This window comes from Pseudomonas sp. FW300-N2A2, assembly GCF_017351735.1.
Lineage (GTDB): Bacteria > Pseudomonadota > Gammaproteobacteria > Pseudomonadales > Pseudomonadaceae > Aquipseudomonas > Aquipseudomonas migulae.
This window is the reverse complement of the sequence record NZ_JACNDU010000002.1, coordinates 390,619-416,267: the sequence shown is the minus strand read 5'-3', so window position 1 is coordinate 416,267 and position 25,649 is coordinate 390,619. Positions and strand designations below refer to the sequence as shown.

General features: G+C 60.8%; 22 protein-coding genes. 16 read left to right on the top strand and 6 right to left on the bottom strand.

The genetic code is table 11. The features are described from left to right. Positions 1-10 precede the first annotated feature (10 nt). From accC to J4E42_RS05315, 9 genes are all read left to right on the top strand, one after another. Positions 11-1,369 (top strand): acetyl-CoA carboxylase biotin carboxylase subunit, encoded by a 1,359-nt coding sequence (gene accC, locus J4E42_RS05355; protein ID WP_008038726.1) that lies wholly within the window; start codon positions 11-13, stop codon positions 1,367-1,369. 282 nt (positions 1,370-1,651) lie between these two features. Beyond that, on the top strand, positions 1,652-2,530 hold the full coding sequence (gene prmA / locus J4E42_RS05350) for a 50S ribosomal protein L11 methyltransferase (protein ID WP_008031261.1): 879 nt from the start codon (positions 1,652-1,654) through the stop codon (positions 2,528-2,530). 30 nt (positions 2,531-2,560) lie between these two features. Next, entirely contained in the window at positions 2,561-3,811 is a 1,251-nt protein-coding gene (locus J4E42_RS05345; protein WP_207284766.1) for a DUF3426 domain-containing protein, read from the top strand. A gap of 185 nt (positions 3,812-3,996) precedes the next feature. After that, the gene (gene dusB, locus J4E42_RS05340; RefSeq protein WP_150633367.1) at positions 3,997-5,007 is read left to right on the top strand and encodes a tRNA dihydrouridine synthase DusB; all 1,011 of its coding nucleotides are present in this window, start codon (positions 3,997-3,999) and stop codon (positions 5,005-5,007) included. Then, positions 5,004-5,324 carry a DNA-binding transcriptional regulator Fis gene (gene fis, locus J4E42_RS05335; protein WP_007907419.1) on the top strand — a complete coding sequence of 107 codons (321 nt, stop codon included), beginning with the start codon at positions 5,004-5,006 and terminating at the stop codon, positions 5,322-5,324. Before dusB ends, fis begins: the two co-directional genes overlap by 4 nt. Before the next feature lie 81 nt (positions 5,325-5,405). Then, positions 5,406-7,013: a bifunctional phosphoribosylaminoimidazolecarboxamide formyltransferase/IMP cyclohydrolase gene (gene purH, locus J4E42_RS05330; RefSeq protein WP_008038724.1), complete on the top strand. Its 1,608-nt coding sequence runs from the start codon at positions 5,406-5,408 to the stop codon at positions 7,011-7,013. Positions 7,014-7,167: 154 nt separating this feature from the next. Then, positions 7,168-8,463, top strand: coding sequence for a phosphoribosylamine--glycine ligase (purD, locus tag J4E42_RS05325; RefSeq protein ID WP_008038723.1), 1,296 nt, complete (start codon positions 7,168-7,170; stop codon positions 8,461-8,463). A gap of 99 nt (positions 8,464-8,562) precedes the next feature. Beyond that, the gene (locus tag J4E42_RS05320) at positions 8,563-11,340 is read left to right on the top strand and encodes a hybrid sensor histidine kinase/response regulator (protein WP_207284765.1); all 2,778 of its coding nucleotides are present in this window, start codon (positions 8,563-8,565) and stop codon (positions 11,338-11,340) included. A 64-nt stretch (positions 11,341-11,404) separates the two neighbouring features. Continuing rightward, positions 11,405-12,001 carry a MarC family protein gene (locus J4E42_RS05315; RefSeq protein WP_008031249.1) on the top strand — a complete coding sequence of 199 codons (597 nt, stop codon included), beginning with the start codon at positions 11,405-11,407 and terminating at the stop codon, positions 11,999-12,001. Between the two features lie 46 nt (positions 12,002-12,047). Here the strand turns inward: J4E42_RS05315 and J4E42_RS05310 are convergent, their stop codons facing one another. The 6 genes from J4E42_RS05310 to J4E42_RS05285 all read right to left on the bottom strand — a co-directional run bounded on the left by J4E42_RS05310 (position 12,048) and on the right by J4E42_RS05285 (position 18,514). Next, a complete protein-coding gene (locus J4E42_RS05310; protein WP_207284764.1) occupies positions 12,048-12,839 on the bottom strand; it encodes a hypothetical protein in 792 nt (263 codons plus the stop codon). 416 nt (positions 12,840-13,255) lie between these two features. Continuing rightward, positions 13,256-14,959 carry a precorrin-3B C(17)-methyltransferase gene (cobJ, locus tag J4E42_RS05305; RefSeq protein WP_207284763.1) on the bottom strand — a complete coding sequence of 568 codons (1,704 nt, stop codon included), beginning with the start codon at positions 14,957-14,959 and terminating at the stop codon, positions 13,256-13,258. Continuing rightward, positions 14,959-15,690, bottom strand: a complete 732-nt coding sequence (locus J4E42_RS05300; protein WP_032828913.1) for a precorrin-2 C(20)-methyltransferase — start codon at positions 15,688-15,690, stop codon at positions 14,959-14,961. The genes cobJ and J4E42_RS05300 overlap by 1 nt, the downstream gene beginning before the upstream one ends. Continuing rightward, a complete protein-coding gene (locus J4E42_RS05295) occupies positions 15,690-16,316 on the bottom strand; it encodes a precorrin-8X methylmutase (RefSeq protein WP_008038718.1) in 627 nt (208 codons plus the stop codon). Before J4E42_RS05295 ends, J4E42_RS05300 begins: the two co-directional genes overlap by 1 nt. Then, a complete protein-coding gene (gene cobG, locus J4E42_RS05290; protein ID WP_207284762.1) occupies positions 16,309-17,616 on the bottom strand; it encodes a precorrin-3B synthase in 1,308 nt (435 codons plus the stop codon). The genes J4E42_RS05295 and cobG overlap by 8 nt, the downstream gene beginning before the upstream one ends. 145 nt (positions 17,617-17,761) lie before the next feature. Continuing rightward, positions 17,762-18,514, bottom strand: a complete 753-nt coding sequence (locus tag J4E42_RS05285) for a hypothetical protein (protein ID WP_207284761.1) — start codon at positions 18,512-18,514, stop codon at positions 17,762-17,764. A 169-nt stretch (positions 18,515-18,683) separates the two neighbouring features. On the opposite strand from J4E42_RS05285, the gene J4E42_RS05280 reads away from it, so the two are divergent. The 7 genes from J4E42_RS05280 (at position 18,684) to J4E42_RS05250 (ending at position 25,552) form a co-directional block, all read left to right on the top strand. Continuing rightward, positions 18,684-19,895 (top strand): bifunctional cobalt-precorrin-7 (C(5))-methyltransferase/cobalt-precorrin-6B (C(15))-methyltransferase, encoded by a 1,212-nt coding sequence (locus J4E42_RS05280; protein WP_008038715.1) that lies wholly within the window; start codon positions 18,684-18,686, stop codon positions 19,893-19,895. After that, positions 19,888-20,985 carry a cobalt-precorrin-5B (C(1))-methyltransferase gene (locus J4E42_RS05275; RefSeq protein ID WP_192419734.1) on the top strand — a complete coding sequence of 366 codons (1,098 nt, stop codon included), beginning with the start codon at positions 19,888-19,890 and terminating at the stop codon, positions 20,983-20,985. The genes J4E42_RS05280 and J4E42_RS05275 overlap by 8 nt, the downstream gene beginning before the upstream one ends. After that, a complete protein-coding gene (locus tag J4E42_RS05270; RefSeq protein WP_207284760.1) occupies positions 20,982-21,704 on the top strand; it encodes a cobalt-precorrin-6A reductase in 723 nt (240 codons plus the stop codon). Before J4E42_RS05275 ends, J4E42_RS05270 begins: the two co-directional genes overlap by 4 nt. Before the next feature lie 164 nt (positions 21,705-21,868). Then, the gene (locus J4E42_RS05265; RefSeq protein WP_008038710.1) at positions 21,869-22,267 is read left to right on the top strand and encodes a DUF2946 domain-containing protein; all 399 of its coding nucleotides are present in this window, start codon (positions 21,869-21,871) and stop codon (positions 22,265-22,267) included. A 48-nt stretch (positions 22,268-22,315) separates the two neighbouring features. After that, positions 22,316-22,795 carry a copper chaperone PCu(A)C gene (locus J4E42_RS05260; protein ID WP_008038709.1) on the top strand — a complete coding sequence of 160 codons (480 nt, stop codon included), beginning with the start codon at positions 22,316-22,318 and terminating at the stop codon, positions 22,793-22,795. A gap of 21 nt (positions 22,796-22,816) precedes the next feature. Continuing rightward, entirely contained in the window at positions 22,817-23,266 is a 450-nt protein-coding gene (locus J4E42_RS05255) for a DUF2946 domain-containing protein (RefSeq protein WP_192226961.1), read from the top strand. Positions 23,267-23,434: 168 nt separating this feature from the next. Beyond that, entirely contained in the window at positions 23,435-25,552 is a 2,118-nt protein-coding gene (locus tag J4E42_RS05250; protein WP_207284759.1) for a TonB-dependent copper receptor, read from the top strand. Positions 25,553-25,649: the final 97 nt, after the last annotated feature.

Sequence of the window (25,649 nt, the reverse complement as noted above, 5' to 3'; positions counted from 1 at the left end):
AGAAACTTTGATGACTGCGAAGTTGGAAAAAGTTCTGATCGCCAACCGCGGTGAGATCGCACTGCGGATTCTGCGTGCCTGCAAAGAGATGGGCATCAAGACCGTCGCCGTTTACTCCAAGGCCGACAAAGAGCTGATGCACCTGGGCCTGGCAGACGAATCCGTCTGCATCGGTCCGGCCTCGGCCGCCCACTCTTACCTGCACATCCCGGCAATCATCGCCGCGGCTGAAGTGACCGGCGCCACCGCCATTCACCCAGGCTACGGTTTCCTTGCGGAAAACGCTGATTTCGCTGAGCAGGTCGAGAACTCCGGCTTCGCTTTCATTGGTCCGAAAGCCGAGACCATTCGCCTGATGGGCGACAAGGTATCGGCCAAGCACGCGATGATCGCTGCTGGCGTTCCAACCGTTCCGGGCTCTGACGGCCCGCTGCCGGAAGACGAAGAAACCGCTCTGCGCATCGGTCGCGAAGTCGGTTACCCGGTGATCATCAAAGCCGCTGGCGGCGGTGGTGGTCGCGGCATGCGCGTTGTGCATAGCGAAGAAGACCTGATCTCTTCGGCGAAACTGACCCGCTCCGAAGCAGGCGCGGCGTTCGGCAACCCGATGGTCTATCTGGAAAAATTCCTGACCAACCCACGTCACGTGGAAGTTCAGGTACTTTCCGACGGCCAGGGCCACGCCATTCATCTGGGCGACCGCGATTGCTCGCTGCAACGTCGTCACCAGAAGGTTCTCGAAGAAGCGCCGGCACCGGGCATCGACGAGAAAGCACGCCAGGAAGTCCTCGCTCGCTGCGTCAAGGCGTGCATCGACATCGGCTACCGCGGCGCCGGCACCTTTGAGTTCCTTTACGAAAACGGTCACTTCTACTTCATCGAGATGAACACTCGTGTCCAGGTAGAGCACCCGGTTTCGGAAATGGTCACCGGTATCGACATCGTCAAGGAGATGCTCAGCATCGCCGCCGGCAACAAGCTGTCGTTCACCCAGGATGACGTGGTCATCCGCGGTCACGCGCTGGAATGCCGGATCAACGCCGAAGACCCGAAAACCTTCATGCCAAGCCCAGGCACGGTCAAGCATTTCCACGCTCCAGGCGGCAACGGCGTTCGCGTCGATTCGCACCTGTACAGCGGCTATGCCGTTCCGCCGAACTACGATTCGTTGATCGGCAAGCTGATCACCTACGGCGCAACCCGTGACGAAGCCATGGCGCGCATGCGCAATGCGCTGGACGAAATCGTTGTCGACGGGATCAAGACCAACATCCCGCTGCACCGCGACCTGACCCGCGATGAAGGCTTCTGCAAAGGTGGTGTGAACATTCACTACCTGGAACACAAGCTGGCTGGCGAAAAGCACTAAGCTTTTAGCCTGATCAACAAAGCCGCCTTCGGGCGGCTTTGTTGTTTCTGAAGGTTTCATCCAATGCTGGGCAGCACGTAATACCTGTGGGAGCGAGCCTGCTCGCGATGGCGGCGCCCCAAACAACATTCATGTAGCTGACACACCGCTATCGCGAGCAGGCTCACTCCCACAGTGAACTGCAGGGGCAAGCCACTCCCACAAACCCTTCGCGCTCGCGTAAACTTGCGCGCTTCTCGCAGCCCGCTAGGCTGCAATCAATATTTTTCAAAGGTGCCCGCCATGCCTTGGCTGCAAGTCCGTCTCGCCATCAGCCCAGAACAAGCCGAAACCTACGAAGACGCTTTCCTTGAAGTGGGCGCCGTGTCGGTGACTTTCATGGACGCCGAAGACCAGCCGATCTTCGAGCCGGAACTCAACACCACCCCGCTGTGGTCGCACACGCACCTGCTGGCCCTGTTCGAAGGCGGCACCGAAGCCGCTTCGGTCCTGGCGCATCTGGAGCTGCTGACCGGCAGCCCGCTGCCCGAGCATCACAGCGAAGTCATCGAAGACCAGGACTGGGAACGCAGCTGGATGGACGATTTCCAGCCAATGCGCTTCGGCCAACGCCTGTGGATCGTGCCGAGCTGGCACGCCGCGCCTGAACCCGACGCCGTGAACATTCTGCTGGATCCGGGCCTCGCGTTCGGCACCGGCACGCACCCGACCACCGCGCTGTGCCTGGAATGGCTCGACGGTCAGGACCTGAAAGACTGCAACGTGCTGGACTTCGGTTGCGGCTCGGGGATCCTGGCGATTGCCGCCCTGCTGCTCGGCGCCAAGGAAGCCGTCGGCACTGACATCGACGTGCAGGCGCTGGAAGCCTCGCGCGACAACGCCGGTCGCAACAACATCGCCGATGCGCTCTTCCCGCTGTATCTGCCGGAAGATCTGCCACAGGTTAAGGCCGATGTACTGGTGGCCAACATCCTCGCCGGCCCGCTGGTCTCCCTCGCACCGCAACTGTCGAGCCTGGTCAAGCCGGGTGGTCGCCTGGCGCTGTCGGGCATCCTCGCCGAGCAAGGTGATGAAGTAGCCGCCGCCTACGCGCAGGACTTCGATCTGGACCCGATCGCCAATCGCGATGGCTGGGTGCGCATCACTGGCCGTCGGCGCTAGAATGAGCGCCTGCATAATCCGGATCGCCGCATGACCGACAGCTTCGTCACCCAGTGCCCGCATTGCCAAACCAGCTTCCGCGTCAGCCATGCTCAGTTGAGCGTGGCCCGTGGAGTGGTTCGTTGCGGCTCGTGCCTGCAGGTGTTCAACGCCGCCAAGCAACTGCTTGAGCAGGCAGGCAAGGAAGTGATCCCCCCGGCGGCTCCGGCCATCGTCGAGACAGCCGAGCCAGAACCTCGGGCCATCAGCCAGAAGCAGTGGACTGCAGCCGAACTGGACCTGGACAGCCTGGACCTGGATGAAGAACTCGCTCGACTGGAACAGCGGGAAATCCAGCCGACCACCGAATTCGGTCGCCACCGCGAAGACAGCCTGAGCGCCCGCCGCGATAGCGCCGAGCACGACGAAGAGCCGTGGTCCGACAGCCTGTTCAGCGAATCCGCCGCCGATCGCGCCGAAGCGGCGCAAGCGACAGAAGCTGCCGAAGTCCCCCTCACGCCCGAGCCGGCGATCGAACCGAGCAAACCTTCGCGCACCGAACCCTCGCTGTCCCTGGAACCCGTGGAACTGGACGACGAGACTCTGCCGCCGCAACTGCGCCTGAACGATCCACTCGACGCCCCGCTCCATCACGAACGCCTGTCAGCCACCGACGCCAGTGACGATATCGACGACGACCTGCCTTCGATCGAGCCGCTGCGCAAACGCCGTGAACGCAGCGAACCGGGCGTACGTGCCGAGGTGCTGCAAGACCTGACCGATGACCCGTTGCAACTTGACTGGCAAAAACGCCGCTCACCCTGGGGCCGACGGTTTTTCTGGTTGCTGCTGATCCTGCTCGGCGCTGGCGCACTCGCGGGTCAATACATCGCTTACCATTTTGACGAACTGGCTCGTCAGGATCAGTACCGTCCGTGGTTCCAGCAGTTCTGCCCGCAAATCGGCTGCACCGTGCCGTCGAAAGTCGACATCGCGAAAATCAAGAGCAGCAACCTGGTGGTGCGCAGCCATCCGGAATTCAATGGCGCGCTGGTGGTCGACGCGATCATCTACAACCGCGCGCCCTTCTCCCAGCCGTTCCCGTTGCTGGAGCTGCGCTTTGCCGACCTCAACGGTCACCTGATCGCCAGCCGCCGCTTCAAGCCTGGCGAGTACCTCAACGGCGATCTCGAAGGCATGGCGGAAATGCCGCCGCAAACGCCGATCCACATCGCCCTGGACATCCTCGACCCAGGCGCCAAAGCCGTGAACTACAGCCTGAGCTTTCACTCACCCGAGTGAAACGCTTCAGTGTTACGGGTTTGACGGCACATTTCTGGCAGAGACCGCTCATACCAAACTGCTGGCAATAACAGAATAACTGTTCAGATTTTGTTCAATTCAGCCTTTATCCAGTCATCGAGAGCGGGTATCATGCCAACCCTTTTTCGAACTCTCATGATCCGGCCCCACAACTGGAAAGTCCTATGTCGGCGGTACGCATCGGTCCATACACATTGCACAACGGCTTGATTCTCGCCCCTATGGCGGGTGTCACCGACCAACCCTTTCGTCAGCTGTGCAAGCGACTGGGCGCAGGACTTGTAGTCTCGGAAATGGTCACCAGCGACATGAGTTTGTGGAACACCCGCAAATCGCGCATGCGCATGATCCACGAAGGTGATCCCGAGCCACGCTCGGTGCAGATCGCCGGTGGTGATGCACAGATGCTGGCGGATGCGGCCAGGGCCAACGTCGAACTGGGCGCACAGATTATTGATATCAACATGGGCTGTCCGGCAAAGAAGGTCTGCAACAAGGCCGCCGGTTCCGCATTGTTGAAGGATGAAGCACTGGTGACCGAGATCCTGCAGGCCGTGGTGGCTGCGGTTGATGTGCCGGTTACCTTGAAGATCCGTACCGGCTGGGACCGGGACAACAAGAACGGTCTGACGGTGGCGAAGATCGCCGAGCAGGCAGGCATTACGGCGTTGGCGGTCCATGGCCGCACCCGTGCCGATCTGTACACCGGTGAAGCCGAGTACGACACCATTGCCGCGATCAAGCAGGCGGTGTCGATGCCGGTCTTCGCCAATGGCGACATCGATTCGCCGGAAAAGGCCCGCTACGTGCTCGACGCGACCGGTGCCGATGGACTGTTGGTTGGACGGGCTGCCCAGGGGCGGCCATGGATTTTTCGCGAGATCGACCATTTCCTGCGTACCGGCGAGAAACTCCCGGCGCTGGAGCTGATCGAGGTGGAACGCATTCTGCTAGAGCATCTGGCCGCACTGCACGTCTTCTATGGAGATGTCATGGGTGTCCGGATCGCTCGGAAGCATGTGGGCTGGTATCTCGCAACCTTGCCGGGCGCCAGGGAGTTTCGCGCCCACTTCAATCGTTTGGAAGATACGGAAGCACAATGCGCCAACGTTCAGGGCTTCTTCGCCGAACGTTACAAGAGCCTGACAGGGGACGGAGAAGAGGTGGCCGCATGACGATGATGACCGAGACTTTAGTGAGTGGAACAACACCCGTGAGCGACAACGTGAATTTGAAACAGCACCTCAATACGCCGAGCGAAGAAGGCCAGACCCTTCGCGGGAGTGTCGAGAAGGCGCTGCACAATTATTTCGCCCACCTTGAGGGCGCTGCCGTCACGGATGTGTACAACCTGGTGCTCTCCGAAGTCGAGGCGCCCCTGCTCGAGTGCGTGATGAACTACGTCAAGGGTAACCAGACCAAGGCCAGCGAGCTGCTCGGGCTGAACCGAGGCACCCTGCGCAAGAAACTCAAGCAGTACGATTTGCTGTAAGCATTCAATCAAACCAGAAAGGCGCCCGCGTAAAAACGGTCGCCTTTTTTGCTGACTCCTTTGCTTTTGATGGAAATTGAAATGACCGACCAGACTACCCGCCTGCCGATCCGCCGCGCCTTGATCAGCGTTTCCGACAAGACCGGGATCCTCGAATTCGCCAAAGAGCTTGAAGCCCTGGGCGTCGAGATCCTCTCCACCGGCGGAACGTTCAAGCTGCTGCGAGACAACGGCGTTGCCGCAGTGGAAGTCGCGGATTACACCGGTTTCGCAGAAATGATGGACGGTCGGGTGAAAACCCTGCACCCGAAAATCCACGGCGGGATCCTCGGTCGTCGCGGTATCGACGACGCGATCATGAACGAACACGGCATCAAGCCGATCGATCTGGTGGCCGTCAACCTGTACCCGTTCGAAGCCACCATCAACAAGCCAGGCTGTGACCTGCCGACCGCCATCGAGAACATCGACATCGGCGGCCCGACCATGGTCCGTTCCGCGGCAAAAAACCATAAAGACGTGGCCATCGTGGTGAATGCCAGCGACTACGCCAACGTGCTGGAAAGCCTGAAGGCCGGCGGCCTGACCTACGCTCAGCGTTTCGACCTGATGCTCAAGGCCTTCGAACACACTGCTGCCTACGACGGCATGATCGCCAACTACATGGGCACCGTGAACCAGGCCGCTGACACCCTCAGCACCGAAGGTCGCAGCGAGTTCCCGCGCACCTTCAACAGCCAGTTCATCAAGGCTCAGGAAATGCGCTACGGCGAGAACCCGCACCAGAGCGCGGCGTTCTACGTTGAAGCCAAGCCTGCCGAAGTCGGTATCGCCACCGCGACCCAACTGCAAGGCAAGGAGCTGTCCTACAACAACGTGGCCGACACCGACGCCGCGCTGGAATGTGTGAAGAGCTTCGTCAAGCCGGCCTGCGTAATCGTCAAACACGCCAACCCGTGTGGTGTTGCCGTGAGCCCGGACGCCGAAGGCGGCATCCGTCAGGCCTACGAACTGGCCTACGCCACCGACACTGAATCCGCGTTCGGCGGCATCATCGCCTTCAACCGCGAGCTGGATGCCGAGACCGCCAAGGCGATCGTCGAGCGTCAGTTCGTCGAAGTGATCATCGCCCCGAGCGTCAGCGAAGAAGCCCGCGCCATCGTCGCGGCAAAAGCCAACGTGCGCCTGCTGGCCTGCGGCGAGTGGTCGGCTGACCGCGCTGCTGCCTGGGACTACAAACGCGTCAACGGTGGCCTGCTGGTACAGAGCCGCGACATCGGCATGATCAGCGCCGATGACCTGAAAGTCGTGACCAAGCGTGCACCGACCGAACAGGAAATCCACGACCTGATCTTCGCCTGGAAAGTCGCCAAGTACGTTAAATCCAACGCCATCGTCTACGCCAAGAACCGTCAGACCATCGGTGTCGGCGCAGGCCAGATGAGCCGCGTGAACTCCGCGCGCATTGCCGCGATCAAGGCTGAACATGCCGGCTTGCAGGTAGCGGGTTCGGTCATGGCATCCGACGCGTTCTTCCCGTTCCGCGACGGTCTGGACAACGCGGCCAAGGTCGGCATCACTGCGGTGATCCAGCCAGGCGGCTCGATGCGTGACAACGAAGTGATTGCAGCAGCTGATGAAGCCGGCATCGCCATGGTGTTCACCGGCATGCGCCACTTCCGTCACTAAGCACGACGATCAACTGTGGGAGCTGGCCTGCCAGCGATAGCATCCCCTCGGTTTAGCCGATAAACCGAGTTGTTTGCATCGCCGGCAGGCCAGCTCCCACAGAAAAGCGCCCTTGCGGCGCTCAACAGAATTAGCGTCATCCGAGGTTTTTGAAATGAATGTTTTGATCATTGGCAGCGGTGGCCGTGAACACGCCCTGGCCTGGAAAGTGGCTCAGGATCCGCGCGTGCAGAAAGTTTTCGTGGCTCCGGGCAACGCCGGCACCGCCATTGAAGCCAAGTGCGAAAACGTCGCTATCGATGTGCTCGCACTGGAGCAACTCGCCGACTTCGCCGAGAAAAACGTTTCCCTGACCATCGTCGGTCCGGAAGTGCCGCTGGTTGCCGGCGTCGTCGACCTGTTCCGCTCCCGTGGCCTGGACTGCTTCGGTCCGACCGCTGGCGCCGCGCAGCTGGAAGGTTCGAAAGCCTTCACCAAGGATTTCCTGGCACGCCACAAGATCCCGACCGCCGACTACCAGAACTTCACCGAGATCGAGCCAGCCCTGGCTTATCTGCGTGAAAAAGGCGCACCGATCGTGATCAAGGCCGATGGCCTGGCCGCCGGTAAAGGCGTGATCGTTGCCATGACACTGGCCGAAGCCGAAGACGCCGTGCGCGACATGCTCGCGGGTAACGCGTTTGGCGAAGCCGGTTCGCGCGTGGTCATCGAAGAATTCCTGGACGGCGAAGAAGCCAGCTTCATCGTCATGGTCGACGGCAAGAACGTACTGCCGATGGCCACCAGCCAGGACCACAAACGCGTCGGCGACGGCGACACCGGCCCGAACACCGGCGGCATGGGTGCTTACTCCCCTGCGCCAGTCGTCACCAGCGAAGTGCACAAGCGCGTCATGGACCTGGTGATCTGGCCGACCGTGCGCGGCATGGCCGAGGAAGGCAATGTTTACACGGGCTTCCTCTATGCTGGCCTGATGATCGACAAGGCTGGTAACCCAAAAGTCATCGAATTCAACTGCCGTTTCGGCGACCCTGAGACCCAACCGGTTATGCTGCGCTTGCAGTCGAGCCTGGTGTTGCTGGTCGAGGCGGCCCTGGCGCAAGCGCTGGACAAGGTCGAAGCCCAATGGGATCCACGTCCGAGCGTCGGTATTGTTTTGGCGGCAGGCGGCTATCCTGGCGACTACGCTAAAGGCGTCGCCATCAACGGTCTGGATGCAGCCGCAGCGCTGGAAGGCAAAGTCTTCCACGCCGGTACTGCGCTCAAGGACGGTCAAGTGGTGACGGCCGGCGGTCGGGTGCTTTGCGCCACTGCCATGGGTGCCAGCGTCGATGCTGCCCAGCAGCAGGCTTACAAGCTGGCCGCGAAGATTGACTGGGAAGGCTGCTTCTATCGCAAGGACATTGGCTACCGTGCCATTGCCCGTGAGCGTGGCGAAAATCAGGAATAAGCGATCCATTCGGCAGGGCTTGGGATTCAGGCCCTTGCCGGACTATTCCGGCGCCGCGCATAGTTATATTCTGGCATCAACCTACGAAGGGATTTCGCCGTGCGCTGGCTCAGGATTGCCATAGGTTTCACAGTCACGCTGCTGACGCTGCTCTGCATGCTTTCGGCCCAGGCCGCGCAAGGCAGTGGCTGGGCGCTATTGCTTGACGAACAGGGCGACCTGCAACTCAGCGACATCCGTTCCGCTCGTTTCACCAATCAATTCAGCCCCATCGAACTCGAACGCCTCACCGCGGCCGAGCCCGGTGGTGCACTCTGGCTACGCTTCAGGCTGGCACCCGGCAAGCATGAGCAGTTGCTGCGGGTGTTCGCTCCCGACCTGTCGCACCTCAATCTTTATGTGCTGGACGGCGACAAGCTGATCGAGCAATTGAACACCGGCACCGAACAGCCTCAGGCAGAACGGCCGTTACCCAACAGCGACTTCATGTTGCCGTTGCCGCAAAGCGACAAACCCCTCGACGTCTACCTGCGCCTGGTGTCCGACCACCAGATGCGGCCTTACATCACCCTGCAATCGGCAATCATGACCGCAGCCAATCAGAGCCAGACGCTGATTTACGGTCTGCTGTTCGGCTGCATCGGGATGCTGATCCTGCACAACCTGATCCGTTACGCTTACACCCGCTCGCGCAGCAGCCTGTGGCTGGCAGGTTGTGAAGCGCTGCTGATGATCAGCCTGGCGCTGCTGCTGAATCTCGCGGGCCCATGGCTGTCGGACTGGCATGCGGTGCAAACCCCGGGCGCTTACCTCGCCCTGCTGCTGACCGCACCGTGCGGGCTGATGTTTGCCTACCGTTTCTTCGCCCCGCTCGGCCCGCACCCGCTGAACAAGCTGCTGCTGGGCGACATCCTGTTCATTGTGGCTTGCGGTCTGCTGCTGTTGTTCGTCAACACGCTGCCGCTGAACATCATCACCTACGCGCTGGTCGCCCTCGCGGGCCTCACCATGTTGTTCGTCAGCGCCTGGCACTGGCAAAAAGGCTATCGCCCGGCCCGACTGTTCGTGGCCGCCATGGTGGTGTTCAACGTCGGCACGCTGATTATCCTGCCGGCGCTGCTGGGCCTGACGCTGGTAGAACCGCAAGGCCTGATCATTGCCCTGCTGGTGTTCATTTGCATCAGCGGCCTGTTGATGAGCATTGCCCTGAGCGAACGCCAGCGCAGCATCACCGAAGACCGTTTCAGCGTCAGCCGCGATCTGGCCGCCAGCAACGCCGAGATCAATGCCAAGGCCGAATTCCTGGCGAAGATCAGTCATGAAATCCGTACCCCGATGAATGGCGTACTGGGCATGACCGAACTGTTGTTGGGCACGCCACTCTCGGTCAAGCAGCGCGATTATGTGCAAACCATTCACAGCGCCGGCAACGAACTGCTGACCCTGATCAACGAGATTCTCGACATCTCCAAGCTCGAATCCGGGCAAATCGAGCTCGACGATGTGCAGTTCGATCTCAATGCACTGATCGAAGACTGCCTGAGTATCTTCCGCGCCAAGGCCGAACAGCAGAACGTCGAGCTGATCAGCTTTATCCAGCCACAAGTGCCGCGGGTCATCAGCGGTGACCCGACGCGCCTGCGCCAGACGCTGCTGAGCCTGCTGGAAAACGCCCTGAAGAAAACCGACGAAGGCGAGATCCTGATTGTCGTCGCCCTCGACGAGCGCACGGCCAAACCGCGTTTGCGCATTGCCGTACAAGACAGTGGCGAGCCGATGGATGCCGAAGAACGCGACGCGCTGATGCACGCCGAACTGCACAGCAAGAACTTCCTCTCGACCACCCGCCTGGGCGGCAACCTGGGGCTGGTGATCGCCCGTCAGTTGATTCGCCTGATGCAAGGGGAATTCGGCATCAAGAGCGGCGCCAGCCAGGGCAGCACCTTATGGCTGACCTTGCCGCTGGACCCCGACCGCCTCGAACACCCGACGTCCGACCTCGATGGCCCGCTGCAAGGCGCACGGGTATTGGTGGTGGACGACAACGACACTTGCCGCAAGGTGCTGGTGCAGCAGTGCAGTGCCTGGGGCCTGAATGTCAGTGCGGTGCCGTCCGGCAAGGAAGCCCTGGCGCTGCTGCGCACCAAGGCTCACCTGCGCGATTACTTCGACGTGGTCCTGCTGGACCAGAACATGCCCGGCATGACCGGCATGCAACTGGCGGCCAAGATCAAGGAAGACCCGAGCCTGAACCACGACATCCTGCTGATCATGCTCACGGGCATCAGTAATGCGCCGAGCAAGATCATCGCGCGCAACTCCGGGATCAAACGCATCCTCGCCAAACCGGTGGCCGGCTACACCCTGAAGACCACGCTGGCGGATGAACTGAATCAACGCAACAAGGGCCTCGCGGTATCGCAGTTCCCATCCACCGGCCCGACCCTGCCGGTCAAGGTTCCCAGCGACTTCCGCATTCTGGTGGCCGAAGACAACAGCATCTCGACCAAGGTGATTCGCGGCATGCTGGGCAAACTCAACCTGCAACCGGACACCGCCAGCAATGGCGAAGAAGCCTTGCAAGCAATGAAAGCCCAACGTTACGACCTGGTGCTGATGGATTGTGAAATGCCGATCCTCGACGGTTTCTCGGCCACCCAGCAATTGCGTGCCTGGGAAGTCGGCAACCAACGGATTCGCACCCCCGTGGTGGCATTGACCGCACACATCCTCGCCGAGCATAAAGAGCGCGCACGTCAGGCCGGCATGGACGGCCACATGGCCAAACCGGTCGAGCTGTCGCAGTTGCGCGAGCTGATCGAACATTGGGTTGCCCAGCGCGATCAGCAGCAACGGACGGCAACACAACCGTCCTGAGCCGACAGACCCTGCAACGCCTGATAGACTCCCCCACGACTTCTCTCGCCAGTGAGCCTGCATCATGCTCCACGTGTTGTTCAGCGTTTACCTGAAGATGCTGGTGCTCTACAGCCCGTTCTTCGTGTTGTCCTGTTTCATCAGCCTGACCCGCGGTTATTCGCGCAAGGAACAACGGCGGCTGGCCTGGAAAGTGGCAACGGCCACACTGATTTCCAGTGTCTTGCTGTACTTGTTCGGACGGTACATTTTCAGTGTTTTCGGCATTACCGTGGATGCGTTCCGCATCGGTGCCGGCAGCGTGCTGTTTATCTCTGCGCTGGGCATGGCCCAAGGCAAGTCGGCGGTCCAGACCGATAACGTGCAGCAGGACGTCACCATCGTCCCGCTGACCATCCCCCTGACCGTCGGCCCCGGCACCATCGGCGCCTTGCTGGTGATGGGCGTGAGCCAGCCCCACTGGGATGACAAGCTCACCGCCATCCTCAGCATTGCCCTGGCCAGCTTTACCGTCGGTGTGGTGCTTTACCTGTCGAACCGCATCGAACGCATTCTTGGCGACCAGGGCTTGCAGATTGTCAGTCGGCTGATGGGGTTGTTTGTGTGTGCACTGGCGGCGCAGATCATTTTCACCGGTGTGAAAGGGTATCTGGTGCCGTAGGACGATGGAATGCCAGAGGCTTGATGCCTCTGGCAACCCGGTTCTTTTAAACAGGCGAAAACTCCATGAACACAGCCTCGCGAAGATCGTCGAGGTATTTGATGCACTCAGCCTCTTTGCGCAAGTCCTCCTCATGAATGGTAAAGAGCGCTTTACCTTGATACATCTCAACGTCAGAGCTGTTCCATTCGACAAAAATAACTTTGGCATTGTTGACCGATGAGTCGTAACGCACTGTGCCTACGGCCATCGTAACTTCAGCGTCTTCGTCTTGTTTGCACACAGACACACCGAAGTTCGCACCACTGGATTCGACAGCATGACGTTCAAATAGCTTGACCGCATCAGGTTGCTTTTTCAGCGCCTCAATGGTTTTTTCCGCTACAACTTTCAACGCGCCCCCAGCAGAACCCGCAACGCCACCGGCGACAGAATAAACAATATCCAGCGCAACATTATCCATCGTCAACTTGGCAGTACTTGACTTGTACTGAGTGAACGCACTGTGATACTCAGTCCAGCCCGTGGCAAACAGCAATTTTTTAAAGCACTCGTAGCGAGCAACCTTCTCTGCCTTCCCCGGAAATAGAAGTTTTGAGGCAATATCGGCATAGGCGTAGGTGTTTTTTACAATGCGTTTGTTACGCCTCGACATCCCCTCCAGAAAACCAACGATGCCACTGCCCATGATGGCGGCATTCAATTCATCCCGATCAATCGGCAACTTTACTGCAGAGCGCGCCTGGATTTTCGGACCGGCAAGTTCAAGCTTGGCTCGACACTGTTCAAGACATTGATCGAAATAAAGACTGGCTTCTGCTTCATTCATTTTATTCATCTTATAAACCTTAAATTCAAATATATATAGAAGCCGAACTGGCTCCGTCGAAAAAACTATCGCACCCACCGGATAGATTCAACAGCACCAGAACTTATAAAAAAGCCACAAAACAATCTATAAATACCGAGATGTAACAACCCATAATCAATTACAACAAATCAATAAAAACCAAACAACGGCAAACCCCAATAGATCCGCACACGCCTGCACGCCCCATTAAAAAACAAGAACCAAACTTACACAGGAAGGTAAATAATCCGACTCACCAAAAGCGCTAGAAGATAAATACCCTCTATTCATTCAGGAATTAACCTACACCCTACGGCGAATGTTTTTTACGACAGCGCAAAGAAAAAGCCACGGCAAATCGAGTGGAAACCCGGCCGTGGCTTTTTTTAGCGAAGCGCAACGCTTCAGGTGGCAGGCTTTTCTCCATACCAACGCGGCGTGTACACCCAGTCACCGCCCCCCATACGCGAAAACACGCAGGTCGTAGACGAACCCACCAGGACCATGGTGCGCATATCCACCTGGTCCGGGGTCAACTGGCCAAGCGTCGTCACTCGTAGCGTCTGCCCCGGGCGACCGATGTCACGCCCTAACACCACCGGTGTCGCAGGTGTGCGGTATCGCGCGACGATCTCCAGCGCCCGGCCAAGTTGCCATGGACGGGACCGTGAAATCGGGTTGTAGAACGCCAGGGCGAGGTCGGCCTGTGATGCAAGGTCCAGACGCTTCTCGATGATCTCCCAGGGCTTGAGGTTGTCCGACAGCGACAACACACAGAAGTCATGCCCCAGCGGCGCACCGGCCTGAGCAGCCGTCGCCAGCGAAGCAGAAACCCCCGGAAGAATTTCCAGATCGACGTTGTGCCACGCGGCATTGCTGGACTCGTGAAGGGCTTCGAGCACCGCAGCCGCCATGGCGAACACTCCCGGATCACCGGAAGAAACCACCACCACCGACCGTCCTTGCGCCGCCAGTTCAAATGCGTGGCGCGCACGCTGCATCTCTTCGCGGTTATCGGTGCAATGCATGACTTGATCCGCACGGAACGGGCCGGCCATGCGCACATAGGTTTCGTAACCGAGCACATCATTGGCGCGCGCCAGTTCGGCCTTGACCGCCGGCACCATCAGCTCGGCAGCACCAGGGCCAAGACCGATCACCGCCAAGCGACCGCGAGGACGCCCGATCGACAATGGGTCCAGAGGTTGCCCGGCCACCGCGATTGCAAGGGTGTCATCGCCGAAGATCTTCACAGACTGACCGAGCGCGTTGCGTGCCAGCTCACTGACTGCGCCGACATCGTTGCCAAAACGCAGCGGCACACCCAGCTCAAGCGCCGCTTCACGCAGCGCCACACTCGACATTTCGCTATCGGCAGCCAGCAGACAGGCCACCGATTGCACGGCGATTTTTGCCTGATGCAACGCCTCGCGAATCGCACCCGGCAGATCCGCCACGCCGGTACCGACGGCCACCAACACGTTGCGCGGATAGATCAACAGCTCGTTGGCCGCCGGCGCACGCTCGGCATGACCGACGTGAACGGCCAGCCGCGCCTGCGGGTCCTCGGGCAACTGCGCCTGCGCCAACCACGGGGCCGCGCCTTCGATGCGCACCGTTTCACCGGCCAGCAAATCGGAAACGAAGCGCTTGCCCAGTTCGAGATCGCCCAGGGCATAACCGCTGGGTGGATTGAGCAGGCAGGTGCCGAAGCGCAATTCGCCACTGGTGGTGATCGCCGCCGCGACGTCCAGTGCAGCCGCAATTTCTCGCGCCAGCACGTTCACGCCGCCCAGACCGCCCAGCAACGGCACCACTGCGCTGCCGTCTTCAGCAACGGCCAGCACCGGTGGCTCGGCGCCCTTTTCCAGCAGCAACGGCGCCAGAGTGCGAATCACGATGCCAGCGGCGCACAGGGCAATGATCGGCGTGTCCTGCTGATAGAGCTCACGCAGGGTCGCGCCGAACTCGTGATAGATGCGGTCCGCGCCCTCGACCCGCTCGGCCAGACCGTGGATCAAGGCACCCGGGTACACCTGCTGAATCTTGCGCGCGGTCGCGAGGCTGCCATTGCCGAGAATGACAATCGCCGGAGCTGGACGAGTCATCAGCCTTGCCACCTTTCACCCGGAACGATGATCAGCGAGAAGTACGGCGAGGACATCGGCTCGACCTGATCCAGCGGTACGATCTTCTGATTGGCCATGGTCGCGCGTTCGACGTACAGCGCACGTTCTGCCAACCCGAGTTCTTCCAGCACCTGACGGACTTTGGGGAAGTTACGCCCCAGCTTCATGATCACGGCCGCATCCGCATCGGCGAGACGCCGCTTGAGGTCGTCGTGCGGCAATACGCCGGACAGCACCGACAGGCTTTGATTGCGATACACCAACGGCGCGCCAAGTACCGAAGCGCCGCCGAGCATCGAACAGACACCGGGCACGACTTCGGCCTCATATCGCTCGGCCAGACGATCGTGCAGGTACATGTAGGAACCGTAGAAGAACGGATCGCCTTCGCAGATCACCGCCACGTCTCGGCCCGCATCCAGGTGCGCGGCGAGTTCTTCGCCGGCCGCATCGTAGAAATCGCTGATCACCTCTTCATAGGACAACGGTGCCGGCAAGGCTTCGGTGGTCACCGGATACACCAGCGGCAGCAGGGTCTGAGCGTCCTGCAAATGCGCTTCGATGATGCCGAAGGCGTTGCCCTTTTTGCCCTTGGCAACGAAGTACGCCACCACCGGCGATTCGCGCAGCAGGCGCAGGGCCTTGACGGTAATCAGTTCCGGATCACCGGGGCCGACGCCGAGGCCGATCAAACGTCCAGGTTGCTGCATCATTCGATCTCCGTGGCGAGGGCATTGACGGCGGCGGCTGCCATGGCGCTACCGCCCAGCCGGCCTTGCATGATGACGAACGGCACACCGCGACTGTCGGCGGCGAGTGCGGCCTTGGATTCGGCGGCACCGACGAAGCCCACCGGGAAGCCAAGGATCAGCGCCGGTTTCGGCGCGCCGGCGTCGAGCATTTCCAGCAGATAAAACAGTGCGGTCGGCGCGTTGCCAATCACCACCACGCTGCCTTCCAGGTGCGGGCGCCACAGTTCCAGCGCGGCGGCGGAACGGGTGTTGCCCAGTTCACGGGCAAGCTCCGGAACGCTTTCATCGCGCAGGGTGCAGATGACTTCATTGTTCGCGGGTAAACGCGTGCGGGTCACGCCTTCGGAGACCATCCGCGCATCACACAGGATCGGTGCACCGGCGGCCAAGGCATCGCGCCCGGCCTTGCCCGCACCTTCCGAAAATTGCAGGCCGTCAATCGCATCGACCATGCCGCAGGCGTGTATCACCCGCACCGCGAGTTTTTCCAGATCGGCCGGGATTCGCTCGAGGTTGGCCTCGGCACGAATGATCGCGAAGGAGTTGCGATAGATCTCCTGACCGTCGCGGATGTAATCAAGCATCAAGGGGGCTCCGTGAGCGGGCGTCGAGCAAGGCGTCGACCGCTTCAATAGTAAGGTTGCGTGCGTGCAGGGTGCCGAAACCCGGCTGCCCCGCTTCGCGAAAATAGAGGTCGTAATGACCGGGGGTGACGGCCAGCAAAGTGACCGGCGCACTGTGCGCGGCGGCACAGGATCGCGGGCAACCACTCAGATGCACACTCAGCAGTTGGCCATGGCGTTGCAGCAACGCGGCCAGTTGCAGAGCGTCCTGCTTGGTATCGGCCAGGCCCTTGGCGCAGCCCGTCGAGCCAGTGCAGGCAATCAACCGCGACAAGGCCTGACCGGCATCGCAGACCAGGCCCAACGCGTGCAGGCGGCGGATGACTTCATCGGCGTTGTCGTGGTGAATGTTCGGCAACAACAGGCTTTGCCATGGCGTGAACCGCAGCGTTGCATCGCCGTATTCCTGCGCCAGTCGAGCGGCGCCCCGAAGCATGGTGCTATCGAGTCGTCCGAGAGGCGGCACGCCCCCGACATAGACATGACCGGCTTGCGCCTGCGGGTGCGCGCCAATGTGCAGCACCTCGTTACTGACTGAACGTTGCCAGATGCTAACGGGCTGGAAAGGCAGTCGTTCGGCGAGGCGAGCGAGAAATTCGGCTTGAGGGACGTCGACCAGCAAGTGGCGCATCCGCGTGTGTTCAGGTCCCGCCAGTTCCAGGAAAAGCTCCAGCACGGCGACCACCAGCGCGTGGCCATCTTCCAGTGGAACACGACCGGCCGGTTGATCGGTGGGGCATCCCGCCAGACCGAAAGCCAGCCATCGCTCGCCCTCTCGCTCGACCGCGGACAACCACAGATCGTGGGGGTGTTCGAGCATCGCCAGGCGTTCGCCGCCATCCAGTTGCACGGCGAATTTGGCGCTGAGGTCGTGAAAGCGTTCTTGCCCTTGCAGGGTGGCGAGGATCTGAGCGGCCAATTCACGCGTGTCGAACAGCATCTGCCGATCGATACCCGCGCTCGGGCTCAACATCAGATTACGCACATCGTCGCCCGCCGCATGCGAAGGGCCAAGGCCTGCGGCGAGCAGACTTTCGATCAACGCTTCCTGCTCTTTGACGATGCCGCGAATCTGCAGGTTGGCCCGGTTAGTGGCCTCGATCACTGAGCCGGCATAACGCTGTGCACCTTCGGCGACAGCGTTTGCCTGCTCGGAAGTGAGGGTGCCGCCCGCCAGTTTTATCCGGCAGATACCGCCGTCTCTGGCCTGGACGATACGCAGCAGCCCCGGACAGGCCGAGGGGCGTAAAGCGCGGGACATAGGGAGTTCGTTCAAAGGGATGACCGGATCTGAAGTGGGAGCGCCCCCCGTCGGAGGCGAGCGGTATTATGCCTGCTTTGCCGCGCAGCATCATAAGACCACGTGTCGCATTTGCTCCGACCTTGAATCCATCAGGCGGCCTCCCTCACAGGCGCTCTGAATAAAACTCGAAAATGGCGTCAGCGATCCGGTCGAGCCGATCGTTCAACTCCGGGCGGACTTTATCGAAGCGTGCCCTGTTCAGGGTGAAAGGGGCGGCTCGATGCGTGAGCGTCACGTTGCCCTCCTTCCAGTCCCAAAACAGAAAATCTTCCCGTTGCGCCAGCGCCCGAAGCGAAAAGTCATTCAGGTCCAGTGATAATTTCCCTTGTTTGTCGTATTCAGCGGGGGCAATGGAAAACTCCCTGCCACGCAGACTTTCGGTGGCCAATGACCAAAGCGCCGACGAATTAGCCAACAATGAATCAAACATGTTTTTTGTAACTATCGCCATCTGACTATTAACAGCGGCAATTCTGTTCAAATAAATCTGAGTAACTTTTCCTGCAAAGTTACTGTAACTTTTCTCGACAACCCTGCGTTCGTCAATTTCCCAACCCAAGTCCCATAACACCACGGCAAACAAGGAAAACCAGCCCTGGGGATCTGTGTCCCTATTGCGCTGCTGACTCGCATACCACTGCGCATAACGCACGCTGGAGTTGACGTCACGCTTGTCCTGACGCGACACGCCCCTGGCCGTGCTGATCAGGTTGCCACCCGATAGCGACCCGGCAGCGCCTTGCTGATCCTGCGCGACGTAAAGTCGAGAGCTCTTTGTTTGCCGTGGTGCGAAGTCTCGGTCGAACGCATCGGAATAAGCCATCAAGTCCAGGCTCCCTGTTTTATCAATAACCATAGTCAATTCCTTTTAAACCATAATCAAGTTAGTGCACGAGCATTCAAACTACATAACTTAACCATGACCAGCTACAGACTAACAAAACCAACTTAAAACATTCTATTACTCGCCTCCGCGTCTGCCGCGTTATCATGTGCCGCTTTATGCAGATGAATAGAGATCACACATGGCTCGCTGGCTGACCGTGACAGGCATTGGTGAAGACGGCTTCAAGGGTTTGGGCAGGAATGCCCGGCATGCGTTGCTGGCTGCCTCGAAGATCTTCGGCAGTCAGCGCCAACTGGACCTGCTGCCGCCCTGCATCCGTGGCGAACGCAAACTCTGGCCGACGCCGTTCTCCCTCGATGCGTTGTTGGCCTTGCGGGGTGAGCCGGTGTGCGTACTGGCCAGCGGCGATCCGATGTTCTTCGGTGTCGGCGCCAGCCTCGCCCGGCAATTGCCCAGCGCGGAAATGCTGATCCTGCCGGCGCCCTCTTCCTGCTCTCTGGCGGCCGCGCGAATGGGCTGGCCGTTGCAGGATGTGGTCACGCTGTCGGTGGTCGCTCGCCCGGTCGCGGCGCTTAACGCGCAGTTGTTCAGCGGTGTTCGCTTGCTGGTGCTCAGCAACGATGGGCAAAGCCCCGCCGCAATAGCGGCGTTGTTGCGCGAACGTGGTTTCGGGCCGAGCCGCCTGAGCGTGCTGGAACATTTGGGTGGCGAGGCTGAGCGACGCATCGACGGTGTCGCCAACGACTGGGCCGACCCGGCAATCGCCGACCTCAATCTGATCGCCATCGAGTGCATCGCCGACCCCGACACGCCGCGCCTTTCGCGACTGGCCGGCCTGCCGGATTCGGCGTTCAGGCACGACGGTCAACTGACCAAGCGTGATGTGCGTGCAATCACCCTCGCGCGCCTGGCCCCGGTTCCCGGTGAACTGTTGTGGGACGTCGGCGCCGGCAGCGGTTCGATCGGCATCGAGTGGATGCGCGCCCATCCGGGTTGCCGGGCGCTGGCGATCGAGGCCGATGAAGGTCGGCAACTGTTGATCGAGCACAACCGCGACGCGCTCGGCGTGCCCGGCCTGCAATTGGTTCGCGGCAGTGCGCCGCAAGCCCTCACAGGTCTGGAGCGCCCGGACGCGATCTTCATCGGTGGCGGCGTCACCCGCGAAGGCGTGCTGGACACTTGCTGGGCGGGGCTCAAACCCGGTGGCCGACTGATCGCCAACGCGGTCACGCTACAAAGTGAAATGACCCTGATGGCCTGGCGCGAGCAACATGGCGGCGAGCTGACGCGTATCCATATCGCCCAAGCGCAACCGCTGGGCGACTTCGATACCTGGCGCCAGGCCTTGCCGATTACTTTGCTGGACGTGGTCAAACCTTTCGATGCGTGACGAAACCGCCGAACAACCCGCACCGCTGCGCAGCGGCCTGACCACCGGCAGCTGCGCCACCGCCACCAGCCTGGCGGCCGCTCGATTGCTGCTCGGCGGAACGAGTGCAGACGCCGTGGACATCGTCCTGCCCAAAGGCAAGCGCGTGCAGATGCGCCTGGAATTCTGCCGGTTGCTGGATGACGGCGCCGAAGCTGGAACGATCAAGGATGCGGGGGACGATCCGGACGTGACCCACGGCGCGCTGCTCTATTCCCGAGTGCGACTGAGCGCAGAACCGGGCATTCGTTTCTGTGCCGGTCGTGGTGTCGGCACCGTCACCCGACCGGGCCTGGTGCTGGGTGTCGGCGAGCCGGCGATCAACCCGGTGCCGCGCAAGATGATCAGCGATCATTTGACCTCACTCGCGCAAGAGCTCGATTACCCCGGCGGCTTTGAGGTCACGGTGAATGTCGAGGGCGGCGAGGCGCTGGCGTTGAAAACCATGAACCCACGGCTGGGCATTCTCGGCGGCCTGTCGATTCTCGGCACCAGCGGCATCGTCCGGCCGTTTTCCTGTGCGGCGTACATTGCCTCGATCCATCAGGGCATCGACGTGGCGAAAACCAACGGTTACCTGCACATCGCCGCGTGCACCGGCAACGCCAGCGAAGACACCATGCGCCGAGTCTACGACCTGCCGGAAATCGCCCTGATCGAAATGGGCGACTTCGTCGGTGCGGTGCTCAAACACCTGCGCAAAGTGCCGGTGGCCAAACTCAGCATTTGTGGTGGTTTCGGCAAGATCAGCAAACTGGCGGCCGGGCACATGGATCTGCACAGTCGGCATTCGAGCATCGACCTGCCGCAACTGGCCGAATGGGCGGCGGCGGTCGGCGCGGACGAAGCGCTGCAGCAGGCAATACGTGAAGCCAACACCAGTCAACAGGCCTTGGCCATGGCCAGCGCCGCCGGCATCGCACTCGGCGACGCGGTATGCCGGCACGCACTGGATTTTGCCCGCAGTGTGGTGCCGGCGCAGGTTCAGGTCGAAGTGTTTGCCATCGATCGACAAGGCGGGATTGTCGGCCACGCAGGAGCTTTTCAATGAAACGCCTATTGCTGCTCGGCGGTGTGACGGAAGCGCTGGCCATCGCCCGCACGTTGGGGCCGGAACACATCTACAGCCTGGCCGGCGTCGGTCGTGTGCCGACCGATCTGGCCTGTCGGGTTCGCGTTGGCGGTTATGGCGGCGCGGACGGCCTGGCGCAGTTCATCCGCGACGAAGGGATCGATCTGCTGCTGGACGCGACTCATCCCTACGCTGCGCAAATCAGCCAGAACGCCGCGACCGCTGCGCGGATGTCCGGCGTTCCCTGCTGGGCACTGCGCCGCCCGGCCTGGCAACCACAAGCCGGGGATGACTGGCGCGAAGTCAGTGACTGGGCCGAGCTGATCGAAGCACTCAAACCGTTCCGCCGACCACTGTTCACCCTCGGCCGCGAACCCTTGCAACACCTGCATGAAATCCCTGCGCAGCAATTCTGGACGTTGCGCGCCCTGGACGTTTATCCGGGCAACGAGCGCTGCGAAGTGATCGGCGCACGCGGGCCGTTTCTGATCGAGGATGAGCGTGAGTTGTTCGAGCGCCGGCAGATCGATGTGCTGATCAGCAAAAACAGCGGCAGCACCGCCACCGAGCCGAAACTCGAAGTGGCGCGGGAGCGTGGAGTGCCGGTGCTGGTGTTGAAACGGCCGGTGTTGCCGGGGGTGGAGCGGGAGTTTGGGTCGGTAGTGCAGGTGTTGGAGGCGCTCGCCGAAATACTCTGACCGATCAGTAATTATTCCCGGGCCAGCCCCCGGCATTTCAAATGGGAGCCGCTACACTCATTTGAAACACGCTGCGACACCAAACCGCAGGCCGCGTTTTTACTTATCGGCACTGATCAGGCTAAATAGCCGCGCCTGATCTCCCACCCAACCGGATCTGTCCCATGTCCCGACAACGGCTCGCAATTGCCTGGATAGCCTGCTTCGCAGTGCTGTTCAACATGCTCGCCATGCCGATGACCGGAGCGATGGCGCAGACGGCGAAATCGCCGGCCGAACAGGTGTTGTGGGGCAGTTTCTGCTCGTCCACCGGCACGAAGATGGTGGCGATTTCGCTGGGGACGCTTGATCAGAAAGCGCCGCAGAACGACGTTCATTCCAACATGCAGCATTGCTGGTGCTGTTCCGGTTCTGCGCCGTTGGTGGCGTTGCCCGGGCATGTGCCGCAGTTGTATTTCGCGCGTTTCGAGTCCCATCGAAGCCTGCCCGCCACCGCTCTCGACACTCCCACTCCGCGCCAGCAATGGCCGAATCTCAACCCCCGCGCATCCCCTCTGGTGTGATTCCTTCTCGCAATTGACCTGCGTTTTGAATCGTTCTGGAGAACTGCCATGTTGAACAAACTCATCGTTCTGGCTGCATTGCTGCTGCCTGCCTGCTTTGCCAATGCCCATGAATACAAGGCTGGCGAACTGCAAATCGCACATCCGTGGTCGCAGGAACTGCCACCGAACGCGCCGACCGTTGCGGCTTACTTCGTGATTCAAAACCCCGGCAAAACCGCCGACAAACTGCTCAGCGTCGACTCACCGATTGCAGGCATCGCCCAGTTGCACGAGCACGTGATGCAGAACGATCTGATGAAAATGCAGCAGGTGCCAACCGTCGAAATCCCGGCTGGCGGCGACGTCACGTTTGCACCGATGGCGTACCACGTGATGCTGCTGGACCTGAAAGACCGCAGCCTGCTGAGCGACGGCAAGCGGTTCCCGCTGACGATGCATTTCGAAAAGTCCGGTGATGTGACGGTCGAAGTCTCGGTGCAGAAAACCGCACCGGGCGGCGTGCAAGTGCACGCACACAATCCGTAACTGCCAGAGCTGAATACGCCCATGCGCCCGCTTAGCGCCAGGCCATCCGCGCCCCGTCGTCAGCCATTGAGCCTGACACGCGGCAGCTGGATCAGCCTGTTCGCCATGTTGATGATCTTCATCGGCCCGCTGATTTCTCAGTCGATGCCGATGGATCAGCGCGCCTCTTCGATGTCCATGAACATGTCGATGGACATGAGCATGGACATGTCAGCGATGGCGCACGGCGAGCACGGCGCGACACCCGCCGCCGAGCACTGTCCACCCAAAACCTCCCATCATGCGATCTGGGAAAAGTGCGGCTATTGCAGCCTGCTGTTCAACTGCCCGGCGCTGACGGGCGGCCAGTCTTTCGTTGCATTCGACGCCCCAAAAACCAGCACCTTCAGTACACCCGCCACCCGCCTGGGCCACGCCCGGCAAACCTTCTTCCCCGGTGCCCGCACCCGCGCACCACCCATCGTCGCGTAAACATCTCCCCAATCTCACACGGTTAGAAGACAGCAAAGCAACCTGTGGGAGCGGGCTTGCTCGCGAAAGCGGTGGGGCTGACCCACCCACATCGCGAGCACGCCCGCCCCCACAGGCATTGCGCAGGCTGCCGGCCGTGTCGTTTACGACTGTTCGATGGAAATTGTCATGTCCAGGTTTTCTGCTGACACACGCTTGAGCGCCGCCCAAGCTTCTTTTGCCCTGAACGAAACGCGCGTTCGTTTCAGGCAAGCCACCGCCGTTCTTTGCGGCGCACTGCTGACACCGATGGTGCTGGCCGATGATCATGCCGGCCACAGTGAAGAACTGAGCCCGACGGTGATCACCGCCATCGCACCGAGTTCACCGCTGACCATCGTCACCAACCCCAAAGACCCACGCCAACCGGTACCGGCCAGCGACGGTGGTGACTACTTGAAGACCATCCCCGGCTTCGCCCTGGTGCGCAATGGCGGCACCAACGGTGACCCGGTGCTGCGCGGAATGTTCGGCTCGCGCCTGAACATCCTCACCAACGGCGGCCAGATGCTCGGCGCCTGCCCCGGCCGGATGGACGCGCCGACCTCCTACATCTCACCGGAAACCTACGACAAACTCACCGTCATCAAAGGCCCGCAAACGGTGCTTTGGGGGCCGGGCGCATCCGCCGGCACCATCTTGTTCGACCGTGACCCGGAAAGCTTCGGCGAACTCGGCACCCGAGTGAATGCCAGCATATTGGCCGGCTCCAACGGCCGTTTCGACAAAGTAGTGGACGCCGCTGCCGGCGGGTCATTGGGCTACGTGCGAGTGATCGGCAACACCGCGCATTCCGACGATTATCGGGACGGCAACAACGACACCGTGGCCTCGCGTTACGACAAGTGGAATGGCGACGTGGCACTCGGCTGGACCCCGGACGCCGACACCCTGCTGGAGCTGACCGCCGGCAAAGGCGATGGCGAAGCCCGTTACGCCGGACGCGGCATGGACGGCGCGCAGTTCAAGCGCGAAAGCCTCGGCCTGCGTTTCGAGAAGTCCAATATCGGCGACGTGCTCGACAAGGTCGAAGCACAGATCTACTACAACTACGCCGACCACGTGATGGACAACTACACCCTGCGCACGCCGTCCGGCACCGGGATGATGGCCGGCCCGATGGCTTCCAGTGTCGATCGCCGAACCCTGGGCGCACGGATCAAAGCCACGTGGCGCTGGGCCGATGTGCAATTGATCAGCGGCATCGACGCGCAGACCAGCGAGCACCGCAAGCGCAGTGCCATGGGCATCGACACCTACAAGGATCTGCCGCGCAACAAGGACGCCGATTTCCATAACTACGGCGTGTTCAGCGAACTGACCTGGTACGCCGCCGACCGTGATCGACTGATTACCGGCGCGCGACTGGACCGTGCTTCGGCCAAGGATTTTCGGCAGACCACTGGCTCGGGGATGATGACCCGCGCCAACCCGACCGCCGACGACACCCGCGCCGACACCCTGCCCAGCGGCTTCGTCCGTTACGAGCATGATCTGGCAGACAGCCCGACCACGCTGTACGCAGGCCTCGGTCACACCCAGCGTTTCCCGGATTACTGGGAGCTGTTTTCGCCCAACTCGGGACCTGCCGGCTCGGTAAACGCCTTCGACTCGATCAAGCCTGAAAAAACCACCCAGCTCGACTTCGGCCTGCAATACAAGACCGAAGACCTCGAAGCCTGGGCCTCGGGTTACGTCGGACAGGTGCGCGATTACATCCTGTTCAATTACAAGTCGGGAATGATGGGCACGACCTCGCAAGCCGAGAACATCGACGCGCGGATCATGGGCGGTGAACTCGGGGCGGCCTACAGGCTGACGTCGAACTGGAAGGCCGACGCAACCCTGGCCTACGCCTGGGGCAAGAACAGCAGCGACGGCAAGGCATTGCCGCAAATGCCGCCGCTGGACGCGCGATTCGGCCTGACCTACAGCGAAGACAACTGGAGCGCCGGCGCCTTGTGGCGGGTGGTCGCGGCGCAAAACCGCATTGATCAGAACAAGGGCAACGTGGTCGGCAAGGACTTCGACAAGTCCTCCGGGTTCGGCGTGTTCTCGCTCAATGGCGCCTATCGGATCAACAAGAACTGGAAGGTCAGCAGCGGCGTCGACAACCTGTTCGGCAAGGCGTACGCCGAGCATTTGAACCTGGCCGGCAACGCCGGTTTTGGCTACCCGGCCAATGACCCGCAGGCCATTAAAGAACCGGGGCGAACGCTCTGGACCAAGGTGGATATGAGCTTCTAAAAGCTTCGCGGGCAAGCCTCGCTCCTACAAAATTCGCGTCGATCACAATCGGTGCGAACGCCACTGGACCTGTAGGAGCGAGGCTCGCCCGCGAATG